The organism is Hymenobacter sp. AT01-02, from assembly GCF_000961955.2.
GTDB classification, from domain to species: domain Bacteria; phylum Bacteroidota; class Bacteroidia; order Cytophagales; family Hymenobacteraceae; genus Hymenobacter; species Hymenobacter mucosus.
This window is the reverse complement of record NZ_JZIR02000016.1, coordinates 53,400-72,816: the sequence shown is the minus strand read 5'-3', so window position 1 is coordinate 72,816 and position 19,417 is coordinate 53,400. Positions and strand designations below refer to the sequence as shown.

At 53.2% G+C, this 19,417-nt stretch carries 20 protein-coding genes, 1 tRNA gene and 1 pseudogene; 11 read left to right on the top strand and 11 right to left on the bottom strand.

Annotated features, from left to right (window positions below; genetic code table 11):
* Positions 1-9: 9 nt before the first annotated feature.
* The 7 genes from VI25_RS07210 to VI25_RS26615 all read left to right on the top strand — a co-directional run bounded on the left by VI25_RS07210 (position 10) and on the right by VI25_RS26615 (position 8,379).
* On the top strand, positions 10-321 hold the full coding sequence (locus tag VI25_RS07210; RefSeq protein ID WP_055562390.1) for a hypothetical protein: 312 nt from the start codon (positions 10-12) through the stop codon (positions 319-321).
* 77 nt (positions 322-398) lie between these two features.
* Positions 399-1,256 (top strand): DUF3298 and DUF4163 domain-containing protein, encoded by an 858-nt coding sequence (locus VI25_RS07205; protein ID WP_161806888.1) that lies wholly within the window; start codon positions 399-401, stop codon positions 1,254-1,256.
* A gap of 132 nt (positions 1,257-1,388) precedes the next feature.
* Positions 1,389-2,453 (top strand): fatty acid desaturase family protein, encoded by a 1,065-nt coding sequence (locus tag VI25_RS07200; RefSeq protein WP_045688515.1) that lies wholly within the window; start codon positions 1,389-1,391, stop codon positions 2,451-2,453.
* Between the two features lie 626 nt (positions 2,454-3,079).
* Entirely contained in the window at positions 3,080-5,092 is a 2,013-nt protein-coding gene (gene rpsA, locus VI25_RS07195; protein ID WP_236704939.1) for a 30S ribosomal protein S1, read from the top strand.
* 214 nt (positions 5,093-5,306) lie between these two features.
* Positions 5,307-5,377 (top strand) — tRNA-Cys (locus VI25_RS07190).
* A 378-nt stretch (positions 5,378-5,755) separates the two neighbouring features.
* Positions 5,756-7,951 carry a cyanophycin synthetase gene (cphA, locus tag VI25_RS07185; protein ID WP_236704938.1) on the top strand — a complete coding sequence of 732 codons (2,196 nt, stop codon included), beginning with the start codon at positions 5,756-5,758 and terminating at the stop codon, positions 7,949-7,951.
* Positions 7,948-8,379 (top strand): glutamate ligase domain-containing protein, encoded by a 432-nt coding sequence (locus VI25_RS26615; RefSeq protein ID WP_236704937.1) that lies wholly within the window; start codon positions 7,948-7,950, stop codon positions 8,377-8,379. The genes cphA and VI25_RS26615 overlap by 4 nt, the downstream gene beginning before the upstream one ends.
* A gap of 96 nt (positions 8,380-8,475) precedes the next feature.
* On the opposite strand, the gene VI25_RS07180 is transcribed toward VI25_RS26615, so the two are convergent.
* The gene (locus VI25_RS07180; protein WP_045690376.1) at positions 8,476-9,423 is read right to left on the bottom strand and encodes a hypothetical protein; all 948 of its coding nucleotides are present in this window, start codon (positions 9,421-9,423) and stop codon (positions 8,476-8,478) included.
* 113 nt (positions 9,424-9,536) lie between these two features.
* Here VI25_RS07180 and VI25_RS27690 point away from each other — a divergent pair, with 113 nt between their 5' ends.
* The 3 genes from VI25_RS27690 to kdsA all read left to right on the top strand — a co-directional run bounded on the left by VI25_RS27690 (position 9,537) and on the right by kdsA (position 11,068).
* The gene (locus VI25_RS27690; protein ID WP_262489932.1) at positions 9,537-9,743 is read left to right on the top strand and encodes a TPMT family class I SAM-dependent methyltransferase; all 207 of its coding nucleotides are present in this window, start codon (positions 9,537-9,539) and stop codon (positions 9,741-9,743) included.
* Between the two features lie 11 nt (positions 9,744-9,754).
* On the top strand, positions 9,755-10,138 hold the full coding sequence (locus VI25_RS27685) for a TPMT family class I SAM-dependent methyltransferase (protein WP_262489931.1): 384 nt from the start codon (positions 9,755-9,757) through the stop codon (positions 10,136-10,138).
* 105 nt (positions 10,139-10,243) lie between these two features.
* Complete coding sequence (gene kdsA / locus VI25_RS07170) at positions 10,244-11,068, top strand: 3-deoxy-8-phosphooctulonate synthase (protein ID WP_045690377.1); 825 nt, start codon at positions 10,244-10,246, stop codon at positions 11,066-11,068.
* A gap of 446 nt (positions 11,069-11,514) precedes the next feature.
* On the opposite strand, the gene VI25_RS07165 is transcribed toward kdsA, so the two are convergent.
* Positions 11,515-12,369 carry a class I SAM-dependent methyltransferase gene (locus VI25_RS07165; protein WP_316934276.1) on the bottom strand — a complete coding sequence of 285 codons (855 nt, stop codon included), beginning with the start codon at positions 12,367-12,369 and terminating at the stop codon, positions 11,515-11,517.
* A 98-nt stretch (positions 12,370-12,467) separates the two neighbouring features.
* Positions 12,468-12,854 (bottom strand): Co2+/Mg2+ efflux protein ApaG, encoded by a 387-nt coding sequence (gene apaG, locus VI25_RS07160; protein ID WP_045690378.1) that lies wholly within the window; start codon positions 12,852-12,854, stop codon positions 12,468-12,470.
* A 112-nt stretch (positions 12,855-12,966) separates the two neighbouring features.
* On the opposite strand from apaG, the gene VI25_RS07155 reads away from it, so the two are divergent.
* Positions 12,967-13,632, top strand: coding sequence for a uracil-DNA glycosylase (locus VI25_RS07155; RefSeq protein WP_045690379.1), 666 nt, complete (start codon positions 12,967-12,969; stop codon positions 13,630-13,632).
* 130 nt (positions 13,633-13,762) lie between these two features.
* Here the strand turns inward: VI25_RS07155 and lepB are convergent, their stop codons facing one another.
* From lepB to VI25_RS28350, 8 genes and pseudogenes are all read right to left on the bottom strand, one after another.
* Positions 13,763-14,968, bottom strand: coding sequence for a signal peptidase I (lepB, locus tag VI25_RS07150; RefSeq protein WP_082455436.1), 1,206 nt, complete (start codon positions 14,966-14,968; stop codon positions 13,763-13,765).
* Between the two features lie 189 nt (positions 14,969-15,157).
* Positions 15,158-15,877 (bottom strand): 4-hydroxy-tetrahydrodipicolinate reductase, encoded by a 720-nt coding sequence (dapB, locus tag VI25_RS07145; RefSeq protein ID WP_045690380.1) that lies wholly within the window; start codon positions 15,875-15,877, stop codon positions 15,158-15,160.
* A gap of 118 nt (positions 15,878-15,995) precedes the next feature.
* A complete protein-coding gene (locus VI25_RS07140; RefSeq protein ID WP_152981532.1) occupies positions 15,996-16,661 on the bottom strand; it encodes a DUF5683 domain-containing protein in 666 nt (221 codons plus the stop codon).
* 10 nt (positions 16,662-16,671) lie between these two features.
* The gene (locus tag VI25_RS26610; RefSeq protein ID WP_236704942.1) at positions 16,672-17,007 is read right to left on the bottom strand and encodes a hypothetical protein; all 336 of its coding nucleotides are present in this window, start codon (positions 17,005-17,007) and stop codon (positions 16,672-16,674) included.
* 3 nt (positions 17,008-17,010) lie between these two features.
* Positions 17,011-17,627: pseudogene (locus VI25_RS26605) on the bottom strand (ParB/RepB/Spo0J family partition protein); the annotation flags it as partial.
* Between the two features lie 178 nt (positions 17,628-17,805).
* The gene (locus VI25_RS07130; RefSeq protein ID WP_045690381.1) at positions 17,806-18,612 is read right to left on the bottom strand and encodes a ParA family protein; all 807 of its coding nucleotides are present in this window, start codon (positions 18,610-18,612) and stop codon (positions 17,806-17,808) included.
* Between the two features lie 81 nt (positions 18,613-18,693).
* A complete protein-coding gene (locus VI25_RS28355) occupies positions 18,694-19,107 on the bottom strand; it encodes an MBL fold metallo-hydrolase (protein ID WP_316934275.1) in 414 nt (137 codons plus the stop codon).
* Positions 19,104-19,373: an MBL fold metallo-hydrolase gene (locus VI25_RS28350; RefSeq protein ID WP_316934274.1), complete on the bottom strand. Its 270-nt coding sequence runs from the start codon at positions 19,371-19,373 to the stop codon at positions 19,104-19,106. The genes VI25_RS28355 and VI25_RS28350 overlap by 4 nt, the downstream gene beginning before the upstream one ends.
* Between the last annotated feature and the right edge of the window lie 44 nt (positions 19,374-19,417).

The window sequence follows — 19,417 nt, the reverse complement described above, 5'->3', positions numbered from 1 at the left end:
TTTGGCCTGATGAGTTACCTCCGCTCCACCCTTACATCCGTGCAAGGCCCTCTGTTGGGCAGCTTAATCCTGCTACTAGCCGCCTGCAACTCCGGTACCGACAAGCCAGCCGCTACTGCATCTACGGTTGCTCCCAAAAGTGCTACTTCGGAAGCCTCTACCTCGAATGCTGGCGCGTGGTATCGCCAGTACCGCACGCTGTTGCCCGGCACTACCGATAGCGTAACCCTACACCTACAGCGCTTTCCCAATAAACCCGGCGAATACACCGCCCGATTAGCAGGCTTTTATGCCGGCGCAGATGGGCAGCCTGGGAAGTGATGGGCAATCAAAGTGCTAGTACTCCCGATAGCCTTTTACTGCATGATACAAGTCCAGGTAAGGTAGGGGAGGGCTCTGTGGGTCCTCGGTGGCTTCTGCGTCGTCAAGGCAACAACTTGGTAGGCACCTTAGGCAATCAACCGTTGGTGTTGCGGCTTGTGCAGCCACCGGCTAGTGTTTCCCTGGTTGCTCATTCGTTTGTTGATTCAGTTGCTGCGCGGCCAGCCCATCCCCAGGATTCCCTTTTTGGTCGTATCCGGCTGCTGGCTCTGCTCCCAACGAGCGGCCCCGCTACACCACAGCTCACGGCTGCGGTAGTACGCGGACTGCGCGGCGACACTACCGACGCGAAGCCCGCGCCAGCCCTGGCGGCCCTATGGGAGCAACAACGATCCTCCTTTTTCAAAGACTACCAGGAGGACGTTACCCCCTTGCTGGCAGCAGCAGCTGACACTGCCAGCTACCGGCCTGCTGCTACCCTCAACTATGAAGCAGAAACGAGCACCTACGTTCTGTGGAATGCCGATAATCTGTTAAGTGTAGGATTCTTCAACTATAGCTACTCGGGTGGTGCTCACGGCAATTACGCCACGTCGGTGTGTAGCTACGACACCCGCACCGGCCGTGCCCTGCGCTTTGCCGATATCTTCCGGCCAGGTTCAGAGCTTCAACTCGAAAAGGTGCTTGGGAAATACGCTCGCCCAGCTCTAGGTCTTACTGCTGCCGAGCCATTGTCTCAAGCGTTGTTTACCAACTCCTTACCTGTCACCCACAATGTGTACCTGACCAGTGGGGGTGCTGTGTTTGTGTATGGGCCCTATGGAATAGCTTCCTACGCCCAAGGCGAAATCCGAATATTCGTGCCTTTTACTGCGCTAAGGCCTCTGCTTCAGCCAAGTGTACCAGTAGGGGGAGGAGAGGTGGTGCGCAAATGAAACCTTTGCTGAACGGATTAGCTTGGTAGGGACACAGGGAAGCGTGCAAAATCCCGCTCTTTCGAGCCAAGAAAATGGGCCACGGCGCAAGAAGCGGTACCTTTACCGCGGTTTTTCCTACCACCACCCTTTATGCTAGCACCCAAATTCGCGGCTTCGCGCTCCTTTCATCAGGAGTTGAAGCGCCGCACCAACGCCTACTTTCAAGAAGCCGGCAAGTCGACAACTGGCGGCAAGAGCTTGCTCTTTAAAGCTTGTCTGCTCACCGCGGCTTTCGTGGCTGTGTACCTCCACCTTGTGTTCTGGACTCCCTCAGCCTGGCTGGGAGTAGCGGAGTGCGCCTTACTAGGCTTCATTGGCGCAGCTATTGGCTTCAACGTCATGCACGATGGTGCCCACGGATCCTTTAGTAAATCTAAGTGGATCAATCAGTTTGCGGCTTTCACGCTGAATGTGATGGGCGGCAACTCCTTTATGTGGAACATGAAGCATAACCTCATCCACCACATGTACACCAACGTGGAAGGCGTGGATGATGACTTGGACGCTCAGCCTTGGCTGCGTCTCAGCCCCGACCAGCCTCGGCGCAAGCTGCACCGCTTCCAGCACCTATACTTCTGGTTCTTCTATGCGTTGCTCTTCATCGCCTGGATTTTCTACATGGACTACCAGAAGTACTTCCGCGGAAAGATTGGGGAGATGCCCATCAAGAAAATGACAGCGTCTGACCAAGGTGTATTCTGGGGTTTCAAAGCGCTCCACCTTGGTTTGTTTGTGGCACTACCAATTTACACAGTAGGCTTTGTCAGCTGGTTGGTTGGGTTCCTCGTGTTTATGGCAGTAGCGGGTTTTACCCTGAGCATCGTGTTCCAATTGGCCCACACCGTAGAGCACACCAGCTTCGTGGTGCCCCACGAAACCACCCGCAAGATTGAGGACGAGTGGGCCATCCACCAGATCAAGACGACTGCCAACTTTGCTACCGATAGCAAACTCATCAGTTGGTTGGTAGGTGGCCTCAATTTTCAAGTGGAGCACCATTTGTTCCCTAACATTTCTCACGTACACTACCCAGCCCTGAATAAAATCATCCGTCAGATGTGTGAGGAGTTCGGCGTGGAATACAACGAATACCCCAAGATGCGCTATGCCGTAGCTTCGCACGTAGCCCACCTACGCGAGCTGGGCCGGGCATAATCATCCTTATTAGCTAAATTAGAAAAGAAAGCCTTACAGAGATGTAAGGCTTCCTTTTTGCCATAAATCAGTATGACCAATAGCGAATAGATTGGTCATAAATTATGAGTAAGTCAAAAAGCAGGAAAGGCTTAGATAAGAGTCTAGCTTGCTTAAATAAGCATAAGGGTAGAGTAGTAGTTACGGTAGTGATTCTGTTTTTCGCAGGATAAGAATTTTGCAAAGAGGTATAGCGTAGCCACACAATCAAAAGTGGTCGTCAAGTAACAGGCTATGTCACAGATGGCAATAGCAGTAATGCCCATGTAGTCTGTAGCCTTACAGGCCTGAATTACCGAGTTACGGTTCCAAATCCTCCTCTAGGATTTTCTAGAGGGGATAGTTGTACCCTTAAGTTCCACTCTGCTTATCCTAACGAAATAGTTCTGTTGCGGAGGAAGTCGTGACAATACTAGCTAGCTGAATGATATAGAGACAAACAGGAGTATTTACTCTGCTCCAAACTCCGTATCTTTGCCGCCCCGCCAGGGTGGTGGGCCAGAGGTTTCGCTCTGTGTATCAAGTAAAAACGCGTTCCGGAGGCGGGCCCTGCGCCGGACGTGTACACGAGGGCCATTGCTAATATCATGGCAGAAGTAGTAGACAACTTCGACTGGGACAACGTTTCGGCAAATGCTTTCGGTGGTAACTACACCGCTGAGCAGCGCGCTGAAATGGAGCAGATGTACAGCGATACGCTGACCACTGTTCAGGAAGAAGAAGTAATCAAAGGCACCGTTGTGGGCATCACTGACCGCGACGTAATCCTGAACATCGGCTTCAAGTCTGATGGTTTGGTGCCCCTCTCCGAATTCCGCGACTTACCCGAGCTGAAAGTTGGCGACGAGGTGGAGGTGTTCATTGAGGACCAGGAAGACCAGAATGGTCAGCTGATCCTGTCGCGTAAGAAGGCGAAGATCAAGCAGGCTTGGAAAGCTATTTACGACGCTCTGGAGAACGACACCGTTCTGGAAGGCGTGGTAAAGCGCCGTACCAAAGGTGGTTTGATCATGGATCTGGACGGCGTAGAAGCCTTCCTGCCCGGCTCGCAAATTGACGTGAAGCCCATCCGTGACTTCGACATTTATGTTGGCCGTCGCATGGAAGTGAAAGTGGTGAAAATCAACGCCGCTTTCGACAACGTGGTAGTTTCGCACAAAGTCCTCATCGAGAAAGACCTCGAGAAGCAGCGCGAAGCCATCCTCAACAACCTGGAGAAAGGCCAGATCCTCGAGGGCGTTATCAAGAACATGACCAACTTCGGTGTGTTCATCGACCTCGGTGGCGTAGACGGTCTGCTGCACATCACCGACATCTCGTGGGGCCGCATCGCTCACCCGAGCGAAGTACTGCAGCTCGATCAGAAGCTGAACATCGTAGTTCTGGACTTCGACGAAGCCAAGAAGCGTATCAGCCTCGGCCTGAAGCAGCTGACTCCCCACCCATGGGATTCGCTGCCCGCCGACATGGGCGTAGGCTCGAAAGTGAAAGGTCGCATCGTAAACGTTGCCGATTACGGCGCGTTCATGGAAATCATCCCTGGTGTAGAAGGCCTGATCCACGTTTCAGAAATGTCGTGGAGCCAGCACCTGCGTAACCCACAGGACTTCATCAAGCAAGGTGACGTAGTAGAGGCTCAGATCCTGACCCTCGACCGCGAAGACCGTAAGATGAGCCTGGGTATTAAGCAGCTGACCGAAGACCCATGGACTCGCGGCGACTTCGCTACGAAGTACGCTGTAGGTACCAACCACAACGGTCTGGTGCGCAACCTAACCAACTTCGGCCTGTTCGTAGAACTGGAAGAAGGTGTAGATGGCCTCGTGCACGTTTCTGACCTGTCGTGGACCAAGAAGATCAAGCATCCTTCCGAAGTAGTGAAGGTAGGCGACCGTCTGGACGTAGTAGTTCTGGAGCTGGACGTTGCTAACCGTCGTCTGGCCCTGGGCCACAAGCAGCTGGAAGAAAACCCCTGGGATACGTTCCAGACGGTGTTCACTCCCGGCTCGGTGCATAAGGCTACCATCACGGAGAAAAACGACCGTGGCGCAGTTCTCGAACTGCCATACGGCATCGAAGGCTTCGCATATCCGAAGTCGCTGGTGAAGGAAGACGGCAGCAACGCTGAAAACGGCGAAACGCTCGACTTCCGCGTAGTAGAATTCTCGAAGGACGACCGTCGTATTGTACTGTCGCACACGGCTGCTTACAACCAGCAGGCGGAAGACGACAGCCGTACGTCGAAGTTCGCTAAGAAGAAGCCTACGACTGGTGCCGCTGCTCCTCAGGGCGAAGGCAAGCTGAGCGACTTGAAAAAGCCGCAAACTGCTGAGAAGTCGACCCTCGGTGACCTGGACGCTCTGTCGGCTCTGCGCGACAAGATGATGGGTAACGAGCGTCAGGCTGGCGAGCAGAAGCTAGCTGGCAAGGCCGCTCCTGCTGACGAAACTGCCGCTGAAGGTGGTATCCTGGCTGCTGTAACCGGCGCTGCCTCGGCCGCTTTCGACAAAGTTTCGGAAGTAGCTGGTGACGTAGTAGACACCGTGAAGCACGCTCTGTCTAACGACGACGCTGACCAGAAAGACGAAGAGAAAGCCTAAGCTTCCTAGTTCTTCTAACGAAGAAGGTCCTGGTGCAAACCAGGGCCTTTTTTGTTGGCAGGAAGCAAATTAAGTAACCGCGGAAGTGCTATAGCAACTCGGTGACACATATTTTCTTTCACTCTGCCAAGCACTTACCGCGAATCCAATGGAAAAAGTGCGTGGTATCTTGGCATAAGATAGATTTCGGTGTAAGTTTGCATCCTCAAAGCCTGGTGACGTGACCGAGTGGCTAGGTAGAGGTCTGCAAAACCTCCTACAGCGGTTCGAATCCGCTCGTCACCTCTTGTAAACCTCCATTGAAAGTGCGTCTTTCGGTGGAGGTTTTGTTTTGCTAGGAGCCCACTGCCATCGGTGAATAAGCAGCAAGGCTACCGGATATTTGTTTACCTTTGAGTGATGGTTAAGGCAATGCCCATTGCCTTGTGTTCCTGTTTTCTGAGTACGCAATGTGCCCCGGTCGACTAGCCCCGACTGGGGTTTTTGCGTTTAGGAGCACGGTTTCTCAGCTAGCACAACAGCTCCTGATTTAATTGCTTCCCTGTAGGAACCGGTAGCAGTTTGGCGAGTATAAAAGTGCGCTATGGGTTTCTAATAGCATAATCCCTAGATTTCGATTCCGCGTACAAGCACTCACGTTTCTACTCTTTCCTCCCTGCGTTTATGAAGATTATTGACCTCCGCACCATGCGCGGCCCCAGCTACTGGTCTGTTCGGCATCACAAGTTGATTGTCCTGAAAGTAGACTTGCAAGACTTGGCCGACACATGGTCGAACGCAATGCCAAGCTTGGCCGCGCAATTACCGGAGCTACTCCCTGAACTAGAACAAACCCCACCGGCTGAAAACAGCAAGACAATTCACAAGCACCCGCCGCTTACGCGAGAACAGTTGGCCGACGGCGAACCACTAGGCCATGTAATTCAGCACGTAGCCTTAGCCTTGCAGCGTACGGCAGGAATGCCCGTGTATTGGGGCAAGTCACACCCTGCACATCAGGATGGGGTAGAGTTTGTGGTGTTTAGTTACCAGGAAGAGCGGGCCGGTCGAGCCGCTGCGGAGGCTGCCGTGCAATTGGTAGACGACTTGTGTCACGGGCGTGAGATTCAGCTCAAGCCCATTATCGACGAACTGCACGAGATTCGGGAGGAAGAGTTTTTCGGCCCGAGTACGTGGAGCATTGTATCGGAGGCGGCTTCGCGCAACATCCCGTACATCCAGCTGAAGAATAGCAGCATCATTCAACTGGGCTACGGAGTAAATCAGAAGCGCATTTGGGCTACCACAACTAGTTACACCTCGCATGCAGGAGTAGAGGTAGCTGGCAATAAGAACCGCACCAAGGCAATGCTCAAGGACGCGGGAGTTCCCGTGCCATATGGTACCACTGTTTATTCGGAGGCGGGCCTACGGGATGCGGTAGAAGACTTGGGCTTCCCTATCGTGACGAAGCCATTGGATGGCAACCACGGTAAAGGCGCTACCATCCGCATCATGAACTGGGAGGATGCCGTCGAGGGCCTCAAGGCCGCGCAGGTATACTCGCGCGCCGTGATTGTGGAGCAGTACATCCAGGGCGATGATTACCGACTGCTGGTGGTCAACGGTAAGCTGATTGCCGCCGCAAAACGGACCCCTGCTGCCGTGAAAGGTGATGGGAAGCGTACCATTCAGGAGTTGATAGACGAAGTGAATACCGACCCGCGCCGTGGGGTAGGGCACGAGAAAGTACTGACCAGCATTAAAGCCGATCAGCACACGCTTGATATTCTTCGTAACCAAGAACTGACGTTAGAGTCGGTGCTACCGGAAGGCCAGACGTTATACCTGAAGAGTACGGCCAATATCAGCACGGGCGGTACTGCCACCGACGTGACAGACCTAGTGCATCCCTACAATTTGCTGCTAGCCGAGCGTGTATCCGGCATTGTGGGACTGGACATTTGTGGCATCGACGTGCTAACCTCGGACATTGCCATCCCTCTGAATGAAACCCGCGGTGCCGTAATCGAGGTAAACGCAGCGCCCGGTTTCCGCATGCACATCTCGCCTACCGATGGTTTGCCTCGCAATGTAGCCGCGCCGGTAGTAGACATGCTGTTTCCTCAGGGCAGCACTGCCCGCATTCCCATCTTCGCCGTCACCGGCACCAACGGTAAAACGACGACCACGCAGTTGTTGTCGCATATCGTGGCATCGAAAGGCTACAAGGTAGGGCATACTACCACGAGTGGCATCTACATCCAAGGGGTACAGCTCCAAAGTGGAGACTGCACCGGCGGCCAGAGTGCCGAATTTGTGCTCAAAGATCCTACGGTGAACTTCGCAGTCCTTGAAACGGCTCGGGGAGGTATGTTGCGCTCCGGCCTAGGATTTCATACCTGCGATGTGGCCGTAGTAACCAACGTGGCGGCCGACCACCTCGGCATGCGCGACATCTATACGGTAGAGGAAATGGCCGCTGTAAAGGGCGTGTTGCCACGTACAGTGCGCAAGAATGGCTGGGCAGTTCTCAATGCCGATGACGACCTCGTGTACGCCATGCGAGAAAAGCTGGAGTGCCGAGTTGCGCTATTCAGCATGGACGAGCACAGCCCCCGGATTCGGGAACATGCCGAACAGGGTGGGCTAGCTGCCGTGTACGAAGAAGGTACATTACTATCTACAAAAACAGCTATAAGCTTCGGATTGATCGGGCGTCGGAGTTTCCTATTACGTTTGGCGGCCGGGCTACCTTCAATATCGAAAACTCCTTGGCCGCAGCTCTGGCTTGCTACTGCTACGGGTTTGATAAAGACGACATTAAGCAAGCACTTCGGACTTTTGTGCCATCGGCTACCAAAACTCCGGGCCGAATGAACGTCTACAAGTTTCCGACGTTCGAGGTAATCGTGGATTATGCGCACAATACCCACGGCATCGAGAAGTTTGCGGAGTTCCTTAATGCTACTGAAGCTACGCACAAAGTTGGCGTAGTCTCGGGCCTGGGCGACCGGCGCGATGAGGATACATTAGGCTTCTCGCGGGTAGCAGGTCGCATCTTCGACGAGGTGGTACTGCGTCAAGACCGGGACCTGCGCGGTAAAACCGCGGAAGAGTTAAAGGAAATCATGACCCAGGGGTTGCGGCTTGATGCTCCGGAACTACCCATCACCTACATCGAAAACGAGATGGATGCCATTGACCACGTTCTGACGACAGCTAAGCCTGGTTCAGTGGTAGTTCTCTTCACCGAGAATATCAAAGACACCCTCAAAAAGCTAGACGAGTACGAATCGAAACTTTAAGGACCACGTTCAGCACCGCATACAACAACGGCTTGCCAGATGGCAAGCGTTGTTGTATGCGGTGCTGAAAAAGCTGGGCTAAGTGCCTTACGCTTACTATTTCAGAGTAAAGGTGGTTTTGCCAATCATCACTCCACCCGAGTACAGTTCTACGGTGTGCAGGCCCGTCTTGTAAGCAGCTCCTTTAGCGTACAGGAACTGTACTGGCTGGCGGGTGTTGTCGTACACGATGTCTTGCTTAGCCGTATAGAAGGCCTCTGCACCGTCGATGGTGAACGTGCCGCCGCCCGTGCTCAGGTTGTAGAGAGCTGCGCCGTCGGGCTCGATCAGGCGCATCATAATTTGCTTGGTTTCCTTCGGGGCTACGTCGTTGCGAGCTAGGTTGAAGGTAACCTTGATTTTCTCGACGCGCTTGGCTTTGAATTCGTTGTCGTCGTCGTCTTTCTCTTTGTTGCGGCTGTTTACTACGCCTACTCGAATATTTTCGGCTTGCAAACGAGAAGCAATGTTGACTTTCTCAGTCAACTCTTGGTTGGAGCGAACTACTGTCGAAATGGTGTCCGTCAGCTTGTTTTGACGCTCTTTCAGGGTAGTAGTCTCCGTGTAAAGGGCTTCGTTGTCGGCTTTTAGCTGCGCAATTTCTTCGTCCTTTTTCTTGAGCTGGTTCTCGAAGTTGGAAGCGCGCTGCTTAAAGCGGCGTTGCTCAGCAATGCTGAAGCTACCGGCCTTAAAAGAGCGTAGTTTTAGCAAGTCGGCATTGATCTGGGCAATGCGCGCTTCCAGTGAGTCGTTGGCTAGGCCCATGCCCTGCACTTCTTGGCTCTGGCGCTCAAAATCGGCCTTCAGGGCCTCGTATTGCTTAATCTGCTCTTCGAGCTTAGTGTCCTTGGTGAGCACGTCAGCCTGGAGCTCTTCATTCTGCTTCGACTTCTGCTGATTCATGTAAAACAACAGGCCATTAATGCCCAGCAGGACCAGAATCAGCGCTACAATCAGCAGGACGCGGTTGTTGTTCTTTGGTTCGGGGCTGTGGTCTTGTTCCATGTAAGGCGGGGTTTTAGTGGGGCCCAGGCAGTCCGGGCAGAGGTAGTACCTTTAGGGCAAAAATAATGGAGTTCTGTACCCAGGCAAGTCCGAAGGTACAATCCTGCCGTCATATGCTCCCGGATTCTTCCCTGAACGCTGCCTACTGGGAACAGCGCTACGCCGCCAGCCAGACCGCCTGGGATACTGGTGCGATAACGCCCCCACTGCTAGATTATTTCGTGCAACTAGGGCCGCCCGATGCTCGCCGGATTCTTATTCCAGGAGCCGGACGAGCGTATGAAGCTGAGTATCTGCATACTCAAGCTGGTCTCATGTAGTTGTGGTCGATGTGGCAGCTGCTCCCTTGGCCGACCTGCACCGACGAGCGCCTAGCTTCCCCGAAGCGCACTTGCTACAGCAGGACTTTTTCGCGCTAGCTCCAGATACGCCCTATGACCTATTGGTCGAACAAACTTTCTTTTGTGCTCTCAAGCCGGAGTTGCGGCCCGCCTACGCCCGCCAGGCTGCCCAATTGCTCCGGCCTGGCGGTACACTTATGGGCGTGCTGTTTGATACCACATTCAGTCAGCCTGGCCCACCTTTTGGCGGCTCCCGGGAGGAATACCATGAGTACTTTGCTCCCTACTTCGACTTCGTTCATTTTGAAACGGCTACTAACTCACTTCCTCCCCGTAGTGGGCGGGAGTTATTTATTTGCCTGCGTAAGAAGTAAGCGAAACTCTAGCTTTGCATACGGCGCTAGCCCTAAATGCTAGATACTGCTGTTCATTTTGCCTCACAAAGCACACTTACCCTGTGTGCTGCATCTTTTTATACCATGATTGAAGCCCTCGCTAACGTTCTGCCCCACTTTCGCAATACCAACTCAGGTCAGTTTTTCCTGATGGCCGGTCCGTGTGTTATCGAAGGGGAAGATATGGCTTTGCGCATTGCTGAACAAGTGCGCCAACTCACCGACAAACTTCAAATTCCTTACATCTTTAAGGGTTCCTACCGCAAAGCCAACCGTTCCCGCCTCGATTCTTACACCGGCATTGGCGACGAGAAAGCACTGCGTATCCTGCAGAAAGTAGGCCGAGAGGTTGGTGTACCCACCGTCACCGACATTCACGAGTCGGAGGAAGCAGCCCTAGCCGCCGAGTACGTGGACGTGCTTCAAATTCCGGCGTTTCTGTGCCGACAAACGGATTTGCTTATTGCCGCTGCCAAAACCGGCAAAGTAGTAAACGTGAAGAAAGGCCAATTCCTGTCCGGGGAGTCGATGCAGTTTGCGGTAGACAAAGTGCGTCAGTCTGGCAACGAAAACGTTATCCTCACCGACCGAGGTAATTCTTTTGGCTATTCCGATTTGGTAGTGGATTTCCGCAACCTGCCCGTGATGCGCGAGTTTGGGGTACCCGTAGTAATGGACGTAACGCATTCCTTGCAGCAGCCTAACCAGAGCAGCGGCGTTACGGGAGGCAAGCCTCAACTCATTGAGACGATTGCGAAAGCTGCCATTGCTGTTGGTGCCGATGGGTTATTCATTGAAACGCACCCTACACCAGCTACAGCTAAATCAGACGGAGCCAATATGTTAGCGCTGGATCGGTTGGAGGAGCTACTGATTAAACTTACCCGCGTTCGGGAAGCGGTGCGGTAAGTAAAAATTAGTATTTTGTCTTTGCCGGCAGCCTCCATTCAGGGACAAGGGTTTGCCAAAACATCCACTATATTTGTCTCGTTGAAACGAAAGTAGCAGGACACATGTGCGCCCTGCTACCGTTACCGCTAGGGAGTGAATAGCAGGTATAAACCGCCTATTCCGCCTAAAGCGGCCACTAACCTTACAATGAAGGTAGTGGTCACCTGAATGGAACATTCGAATCGAAGTCCATCCAGATTTGTACGACCCTGTCTCATAACACTGGATTTGAGGGTGGCCTAAACACCCTTCTTATCCTGAAGCCCGTGCTCGTAACACGGGCTTCGCTGTTTTTAGGCAGCCGTGTTGGCGGGGTGACAACCGTACGTGTGCCAAATATAATAGTATCGGAGTAGTTTGTTTGCTACTTATATTAGTATAATTGTTTACGGATCAGCTTCTGGCTAGGCAGAAAGCCGCCGCGTACGTTCTAGCAGCTTATCAACTGCATGATCAAAACGCAGGATGAAATGCTGTTTTGGTTGACTAGAGCGGAAAAACACTAGGCCAATATAGAACAGGTCAATAGTCAATACTACGTCAGGATGCTGCTTGACTGCTGCCCAGGCTTTTTCCATTTCTGCCGACCAATGGATGTCATCCAGCACAAATACGGTGTGCTCCGTCCGATGCTGGTTAAGCAACTCGAAGTAGCGCATGGTCGGCTCATAACGGTGGTTGCCATCGAAGAAAGCAAAATCTACCGGCATTGAGAGGCTAGCTAGGGTAGGAGCCAACGTATCATCTAGATTGCCTTCTACCAGTTCCACGTTCGGTAAGTTCAGGCGAGTAAAGGTTTCTCTGGCCACTTCTGCTGTCTGCGGGCAGCCCTCAAACGTAATGACATGAGCGCGGGAAGAAGCCTTGGCTAAGTACGCAGTTGTAATGCCCAGCGAAGTGCCCAGTTCCACGACCGTCTGCGGCTGCAAATGATTCACCAACCGGAATAGTAGCTGCCCTAGTTTGGGGGGCTTAGCCGCCGTGCGCACAATATCTTGGAGCCGGCGCGTACGGCCTGCGCCTGTGCGAGAGCCCGCACCGAAGTCGCGCACCGTTATGGCAGTAGGGTCAATGAGTAGCTGGCCTCGGCGTGTCTCTACGGCATCGTACGCCGCAAAGTGGCCAGTATGATTGATGAGGTGAGTGTAGAGCCGAATACAAAGGGAGAGTGCAGCCCATGGGCATTGCCGGAGCGAAGTAGGAAACGGAAATAGCTGAGGACCTGAAAGAGCAAAAGGAGGGGAGTTATGAATGAACAATGGATGCTCGCCAGCTAAAGAAAAGAAAAACGGCGGGCCGTTCAACCCACTAGTTGAACAGCCCGCCGGTGTACCATTCAGCCTTGCGGCTGCGCAAATTAGTTTAAGCGGTAGGGCACCACAAGCGTAAACTCGGGAATCTCAACTGCAAATTCGCTACCGTCCATTAGGCGTTCCATTTGGTAGGTACCGCGCATTTTGCCTAGCCCCGACTTCAGGTTGCAGCCGGAAACGTACTGATGCGATTCACCAGGCTCTAAAATAGGTTGCTGGCCTACTACACCTTCGCCTTCCACTTCCCGTACCATGCCGTTGGCATCGTAGATGTACCAGTGGCGGCGGAGCAGCTTTACAGTGAACTCGCTGTCGTTGCGAATATCAATTTTGTAGGCAAACACGTAGTGTTCCTGACCTGGGCTCGAATAATCGGGCAGGTAATTGGTGGTCACGCTGACGGTTACACCCTGTGTTGTGGTCGTATTCATGGCTCCTGAAATCCGGGGTGGGAGAAAGCTAACAGCCCTTATGCGGAATTTGGTTTATCTACGCAGCCGGAGCACCCAAGGTCTCCCCAAACCAAAAAATAATACTCTCCCTATGTCTGTAAAGATAGAAGAAAGCTGGCGCAAGGTACTTCAAGATGAGTTTGAAAAACCGTATTTCCAACACCTGATAGCATTTGTTAAGGGAGAATATGCTACCACAACGGTGTATCCTCCTGGCCCACAAATTTTTCATGCTTTCGATGCCTGTACCTTCGACAACGTGAAGGTTGTCATCTTGGGGCAAGACCCTTACCATGGTAAAGGGCAAGCCCATGGCTTGAGCTTTTCCGTAGCCGAGGGGGTACGTACGCCTCCTTCCTTGCAAAACATCTTTAAGGAACTGCAAAGCGACTTGCCCAGCACCCCGCCTGCTCCCAATGGCAACCTTGATCGGTGGGCTCAGCAGGGGGTACTCCTACTCAATGCCACCCTTACGGTGCGAGCTAGTGACCCGGGTAGTCACCAGAAAAAAGGGTGGGAGCAGTTTACGGATGCTGTGATTCAGAAAATTTCCCAGGAAAAAGAGCACGTTGTGTTTATCCTGTGGGGTGCCTACGCCCAGAAAAAGGGGGAAATCATTGACGCAACAAAACACCTGGTGCTTAAAGCGGCCCATCCGTCTCCCTACGCTGCCGATAGGGGCTTCTTCGGCTCCCGCCCGTTTAGCCAGACGAACACCTATCTGGAAAAGCATGGTGTGGCGCCTATCCAATGGTAGAGGCAATACTCTGGTACTGGCACACCAAACCAAAAGAGCTTGCCCACGGGCAAGCTCTTTTGGTTTATCTATTAAGTAGAACAGTAGAAAATATAGAGTTTCTTCTGTTCGGAACTGACTCCCCAGGAGGTTAATCTACTAGGTTGAACAGGCGGTTCCAACGAATCTTATTGAGGAACGAAGCATGCGGATCTACGGACAGCCAAATCAGTACGGCCTTACCTACGATGTGGTCTTCCGGTACGAAGCCCCAGTAGCGCGAGTCCTCGGAATTGTGCCGATTGTCGCCCATCATGAAATAGTAGTTTTGTTTGAAGGTATAGCTAGTTAAAGGCTTGCCATTCTGCGAGATGGTGCCATCTTCCGCAATAGTAATGCCTTCATTGTGCTCGTATAGCTGAATGATCTTCTGGTAGGTGCGTACATTCTTGGCGTCCAACTGCACCGTCTGGCCCTTTTGTGGGATCTGCAACGGACCGTAATTGTCGCGGTTCCAGCCTGGAAAGGGTGGGTCAGCTACTGCGGCGGTGGTAGTAGGCAGGTCGGGGTTATTGGGGAATACAGCATCCGTCAGGCCTGGCTTCATGCGCAGGTCTACAATTTCCTGCACGTAGGGCTGCTGCTTGAAGAAGTTGTAGGCCGCGCGAGTCATGTGCACACTGTAGCCGCCGCCGTAGTAAAATGGCTGACCATTCTCCTGATCATCGTAGTTGACGACGCCAAACTTCTTGAAAGCATCCAGCAGATCATCATTCGGCTGGGCTACCCGAATGAAGTAGCTGCTTTGCATCTCTGGATAGTTCTTGGCCGGCTTATCGTTAATGTACACCTGCCCTTCTACAATCTTCAGTACATCGCCGGGAATGGCAATGCAGCGCTTGATGTAGTTCATGCGCAAGTCGGCAGGATGCTGCTTCTCAGTAGGCACATTGAACACAACTACATCGTTGTTTTTCACCGACGAGAAGCCAGGTAGCCGGTAGCTCGGTAGCTGAATAAGTTCGGAGTAGCTCTTGATATTAGTGCCCCAAATGGTTTGGTGCGTAAGCGGTACCTGAAGCGGAGTTTGTGGGGTGCGAGGACCGTAGTGCAGCTTGCTCACAAACAAATAGTCGCCTACCAATAGAGAGTGCTCCATCGAAGGCGTTGGAATGGTATACGCTTCGAAAGTAGCCCAGCGAATAAGGGTTGCAGCCACTACAGCGAACAGAATGGCGTCGCCCCACTCGCGGAAGGCACTCTTGCGCTTTTTCGGCACAGGGGAGTTCGAGTCGGGAGCCGGGGCCGGCTTATTCTTTTCGAGGTATTTCTCCCAGGATTGTGATTGTACAGCCATAACAGTCAGGGCCAGAAAAACAGACAGCCGGCACACGCCGGCCTCTTTCAGCTTCAACGCCGGAATATCCGAAATAATGCGATGGAAAGCAGCGAAGTATTTAGTTCATGATTTCCGGAATGCCTACAGTGGATACTGTGCCTATAAGGCAAGTGTGCTTTCACTGCGGGCATCACAGAAGGGGCTGTGCTACAGTCCCAAGAGGTCTTTCATACCGAATACCCCCTGGCGGCCGGGGAGCCATTCGGCAGCAAGCAAGGCGCCCTGCACAAATCCGTCGCGGGTGTGTGCTTCGTGCTTTAGCTCAATATCATCGGCCGCTGAGGAGTAGGTGACGATGTGCGTGCCAACCACAGCACCCTCGCGCTCAGAAAGAATAGCTAGTTCTTCGGGTGCTTGCGTGGCCTCGTTGCGCCAAGTGGTTTTATTAGGGAAGTGACGTAAAATTCCTTCGGCAGTGGTGATGGCGGTGCCGCTGGGCTGGTCTACCTTCTGGGTATGATGAATCTCCCGTACTCGTACATCGTAGCCGCCGAACTGATGCATTTTGGCGGCGATATACTCATTGAAGTGGAAAAACAGGTTCACCCCTACGCTATAATTAGAGGCGTAAAATAGCGGAGTGCCTGTCTGCTGGCTTAATGCCTGCGCCTCAGCAAAGTGGTGGAGCCAACCCGTGGAGCCACATACTACTGGCAAACCCTGGCGTAAGCAGGCTTGCACGTTTTGATAGGCCGCATCAGGGTGCGTAAACTCAATTGCAGCGTCGACGGTAGCAGGAGTAAAATCGGAGATGCGTACATCGGGCCGCGAGGGGTCCACGATGCCGGCAATCTGGTGACCACGCGCCACGGCCTGGGCCTCGATGGCCCGGCCCATTTTGCCGTAGCCAATCAGCAGCAGCTTCATTCAGGTAAGAGTAGGAGGTGTTGAAGAAAGAGCAGGTAGGAACTCGGAGTCTGCTACTCCGATGGGTTGTTGTTGGCAAGAGACGTCCTGCCTGCTACAAGAGACTCAGTGTGCCAAGTTATCTCCAGTAAAGGCTGACGGCAAGGCCTGCTCCGGGAACAGCAGTACGTGAGGGTAGCGCCGCCGGATCGAGGCGCAAACTCAAATCCTCACTGATATCAAAATCGCGCAAGTGAGCATCTACGAGAGCATCCAGAATAGTTATACCGTAGGCTAAAGCAGTGTAGGCAATAAACGTATCCCGGTAACGCCGGTAGAACACGATACCCCGTTCAATATTTTCTGACCGAATCTCCTGAGAGACATTTGCGCCAGAAAGTTTACTTAGTGGGGTGCCCTCCACGTAGGGGTCTTGCCCGGGCCCGTAAACAGTGCGGTATTCCTGTTTGCCCTTCACGTATTCCTTGTACCGGCTCTGGTAGTGAAATAGCCCGTAGCCTACCCCACCCAAAGCGCCGTACACGAGTGGCAGTTTCCAGTAGCGGTGGTTATAGATTTGCCCCGCCCCCGGAATAGCCAGGGCTAAGAACGCTGCCTTTTGCGGACGGGTAACCCGAAAGCCAAGCAGCTTTTCTGTGCGTCGTGAGGAGTCGGCTACGGCGGTCTGACGCACTTGCGTGGAGTCGGGGCCAGCCGTTACAACAGTTTGCGCCTGGGCTAACTGGGCCAGTGGTAGTACCGCCAGCAAGCACAGAAGAACTAGTACGCGTTGGACCCCAGACATAAACGGGCGGTTAAGCAGGTTGTAGAATGTGCAGAATACGCTGCATGTCCTCTACCGAGTCAAAAGCAATTTTGATTTCTCCCCGGCCTTGGGGGCCCGGCTTCACTAGCACACGCGAGCCAAACCGTTCGGTCAAGTGGCGCTCAGTACGGCGAAGTTCAGCGGCAGGTACTACGGGCGTAGCTGGCTGTGAAGATTTCTTTTCAGTTTCAGTAGGGGCGGCAGCGCCGTTGCGCACCAGTTGCTCTACCCGGCGCACAGAGAGGTCCTCATCCACAATGCGGCGGAACAATCCAAGCTGCTGCTCAATGTCATCAATGTTGACAAGGGCACGGGCATGACCCATGCTGATTACATTGTCGCGCAGGCCAATCTGAATATCGGGCGGCAACTTGAGCAGGCGGAGGTAGTTCGTTACCGTCGAGCGGTTTTTGCCAACCCGGTCGCCTAGCTCTTCCTGCTTCAAGTTGCATTCGCTCACGAGGCGCTGATAGCTCAGTGCTATTTCAATGGCATTGAGGTTCTCACGCTGAATGTTCTCGATGAGTGCCATTTCCAGCATTTGCTGGTCATCGGCCTTGCGGATGTAAGCAGGAATGGAGTCGAGACCGGCCAGCTTGGAGCTTGCAAACGCCGCTCGCCCGAAATCAACTGATAGGTGTTCGTGCCCGTTTGGCGCAACGTCACGGGCTGAATAATACCCTGCACCTTAATACTTTCCGCCAAGTCCTGTAGGGCTTGTTGGTCGAAGTGGGTGCGCGGCTGGTAAGGGTTGGCTTCGATCTGATTGACCGAAATCAACCCAACGGAGTTTACTGGATGCGGCACCAAGCCCACCCGTTCGCTCTTTTTCTCGTAGCTGCCTTCAATCAGGGCATTGAGGCCCCGGCCTAGACCGCCAATTTTGCGCTTGGCCGCCGCGGGAGCCGCTGCCGGCGTAGGTTTCTCTTCGTTCTTCTCTGACATACCTGCAATCAGCCCTCGCCCAATGGCAGACGAAAGCGGGATTCAAAAATACACAAACGGCGGGGAAGGCCGGGAAATTTTGTGGGAAGTTCAGTTTTCGCTGAAATTCAACCTGTCCCAATAAAAAACGGCTGGCGAATTACTCCACCAGCCGTTTTTAAGTTCTTTGTACTAAGCACTAGGCTGCGTCTTCTGCAGCCTCTGGCTCGCCAGCAGCTTCCACATTCTTCTCCACGATTTCGCGGGCCAAGTTCAGGTAGCTAATGCTGCCTTTGCTTTCGGCATCGTGCAAAATGACTGGAATGCCAAAGCTCGGCGACTCCGACAGCTTTACGTTACGCGGAATGATGGTATCGAAAACTAGCTGCTGGAAGTGCAGCTTCACTTCCTCAACTACTTGGTTGGAAAGGCGCAAGCGCACATCGTACATAGTCAGTAGGATGCCTTCAATCTCTAGTTCCTCGTTTAGGCGGCTCTGGATGATTTTGATAGTGTTCAGCAGCTTGCCTAAGCCTTCCAAGGCAAAGTACTCGCACTGCACCGGCACAATAACCGAGTGAGCAGCCGTGAGAGCATTAACCGTTATCAGACCTAGGGAAGGTGAACAGTCGATGATGATAAAGTCGTACTGATCGGCGAGGGGGCGCAGGGCCTCCTTCATCTTCTCCTCCCGGTTGGGCAAGTTGATCATTTCCACTTCGGCCCCAACGAGGTCGATGTGGGAGGGAATGAGGTCGAGGTGAGGAAGGATGTTGGTATTCAAGATAATATCCTGAATGTTGATGCCATCCACCATGCACTCATAAATGCTGGTTTGAATATCCTTCGGGTCGAAGCCCACGCCGGAGGTAGCGTTGGCCTGGGGGTCGGCATCCACGAGCAGGGTCCGATATTCCAGCGCGGCCAGGGAGGCCGCTAGGTTAATCGAGGAAGTGGTTTTGCCGACTCCGCCCTTCTGGTTGGCTACCGCAATGATTTTACCCATTTTCGTTCGTTGTGAGTTTTCAGTTGCCTGTTGTCAGTTGGCACCAATCAGCTTGTGCTGTAGTACCTGACAACTGGTAGCTCATATAGTAATGGTTTCGCCGATTTTCAGCAGTACCAGCTCTTTGCCAGCCGCTGCCGCTTTGTTGCGTGCTTCTTCCTGGTCGATGGAAATGGGCGGGAAGGTATCGTAATGCATGCCAATGATGCGGCTGGCCCCGGCCCAGTCGGCCGCTACAAGCGCATCGTCGATACCCATGGTGAAATGGTCGCCAATGGGTAGGATAGCCGCGTCCAGCGTGTAACGCTCCGCCAGAATTTTCATGTCGTAGGTCAGGGCCGTGTCGCCAGCGAAGTAGATAGTTTTACCTTCTGCTTCGATAACGAAACCAGCGGCCAGACCGCCATAGGAACCATCGGGTAAGGAGCTAGAGTGCGCAGCTGCTACCATTTTTATGGTACCAAAGGGCAGTTTAACGGTGCCACCCAGATTCATGGCGTATGTGGTCTTAAGACCCTTTTGGCCAAACCAGCCAGGACTTCTACCATGCCTACGAGCTCAGCGCCGGTACGCTTGCCAATTTCCTCCACGTCGGCTACGTGGTCGCCGTGGCCGTGGCTCAGCAGGATATAGTCGGCCTGAATGGCGTCTACATCAATATCTTTGGCCAGCGGGTTCGGACGAATAAATGGGTCGAAAAGAAGGGTGCTGCCGCCGGTTTCGAGCAGAAAGGAGGCGTGACCGTAGTAGGTGAGGTTCATAGGAAGAAAGCAGTAGGACTGCGCCGGTGCAACAAACGCCGGAT

Coding starts and splice junctions, on each gene's coding strand:
- VI25_RS07155 (WP_045690379.1), top strand. CDS start 12,967: ATGTCTGTAAAGATAGAAGAAAGCTGGCGCAAGGTACTTCAAGATGAG.
- VI25_RS26615 (WP_236704937.1), top strand. CDS start 7,948: ATGAACGTCTACAAGTTTCCGACGTTCGAGGTAATCGTGGATTATGCG.
- VI25_RS07210 (WP_055562390.1), top strand. CDS start 10: ATGAGTTACCTCCGCTCCACCCTTACATCCGTGCAAGGCCCTCTGTTG.
- VI25_RS26610 (WP_236704942.1), bottom strand. CDS start 17,007: ATGGGTCATGCCCGTGCCCTTGTCAACATTGATGACATTGAGCAGCAG.
- VI25_RS28350 (WP_316934274.1), bottom strand. CDS start 19,373: ATGAACCTCACCTACTACGGTCACGCCTCCTTTCTGCTCGAAACCGGC.
- rpsA (WP_236704939.1), top strand. CDS start 3,080: ATGGCAGAAGTAGTAGACAACTTCGACTGGGACAACGTTTCGGCAAAT.
- VI25_RS07180 (WP_045690376.1), bottom strand. CDS start 9,423: ATGGAACAAGACCACAGCCCCGAACCAAAGAACAACAACCGCGTCCTG.
- cphA (WP_236704938.1), top strand. CDS start 5,756: ATGAAGATTATTGACCTCCGCACCATGCGCGGCCCCAGCTACTGGTCT.
- VI25_RS07140 (WP_152981532.1), bottom strand. CDS start 16,661: ATGTCTGGGGTCCAACGCGTACTAGTTCTTCTGTGCTTGCTGGCGGTA.
- VI25_RS07200 (WP_045688515.1), top strand. CDS start 1,389: ATGCTAGCACCCAAATTCGCGGCTTCGCGCTCCTTTCATCAGGAGTTG.
- VI25_RS07130 (WP_045690381.1), bottom strand. CDS start 18,612: ATGGGTAAAATCATTGCGGTAGCCAACCAGAAGGGCGGAGTCGGCAAA.
- dapB (WP_045690380.1), bottom strand. CDS start 15,877: ATGAAGCTGCTGCTGATTGGCTACGGCAAAATGGGCCGGGCCATCGAG.
- VI25_RS27690 (WP_262489932.1), top strand. CDS start 9,537: ATGCTCCCGGATTCTTCCCTGAACGCTGCCTACTGGGAACAGCGCTAC.
- VI25_RS28355 (WP_316934275.1), bottom strand. CDS start 19,107: ATGAATCTGGGTGGCACCGTTAAACTGCCCTTTGGTACCATAAAAATG.
- lepB (WP_082455436.1), bottom strand. CDS start 14,968: ATGGCTGTACAATCACAATCCTGGGAGAAATACCTCGAAAAGAATAAG.
- apaG (WP_045690378.1), bottom strand. CDS start 12,854: ATGAATACGACCACAACACAGGGTGTAACCGTCAGCGTGACCACCAAT.
- kdsA (WP_045690377.1), top strand. CDS start 10,244: ATGATTGAAGCCCTCGCTAACGTTCTGCCCCACTTTCGCAATACCAAC.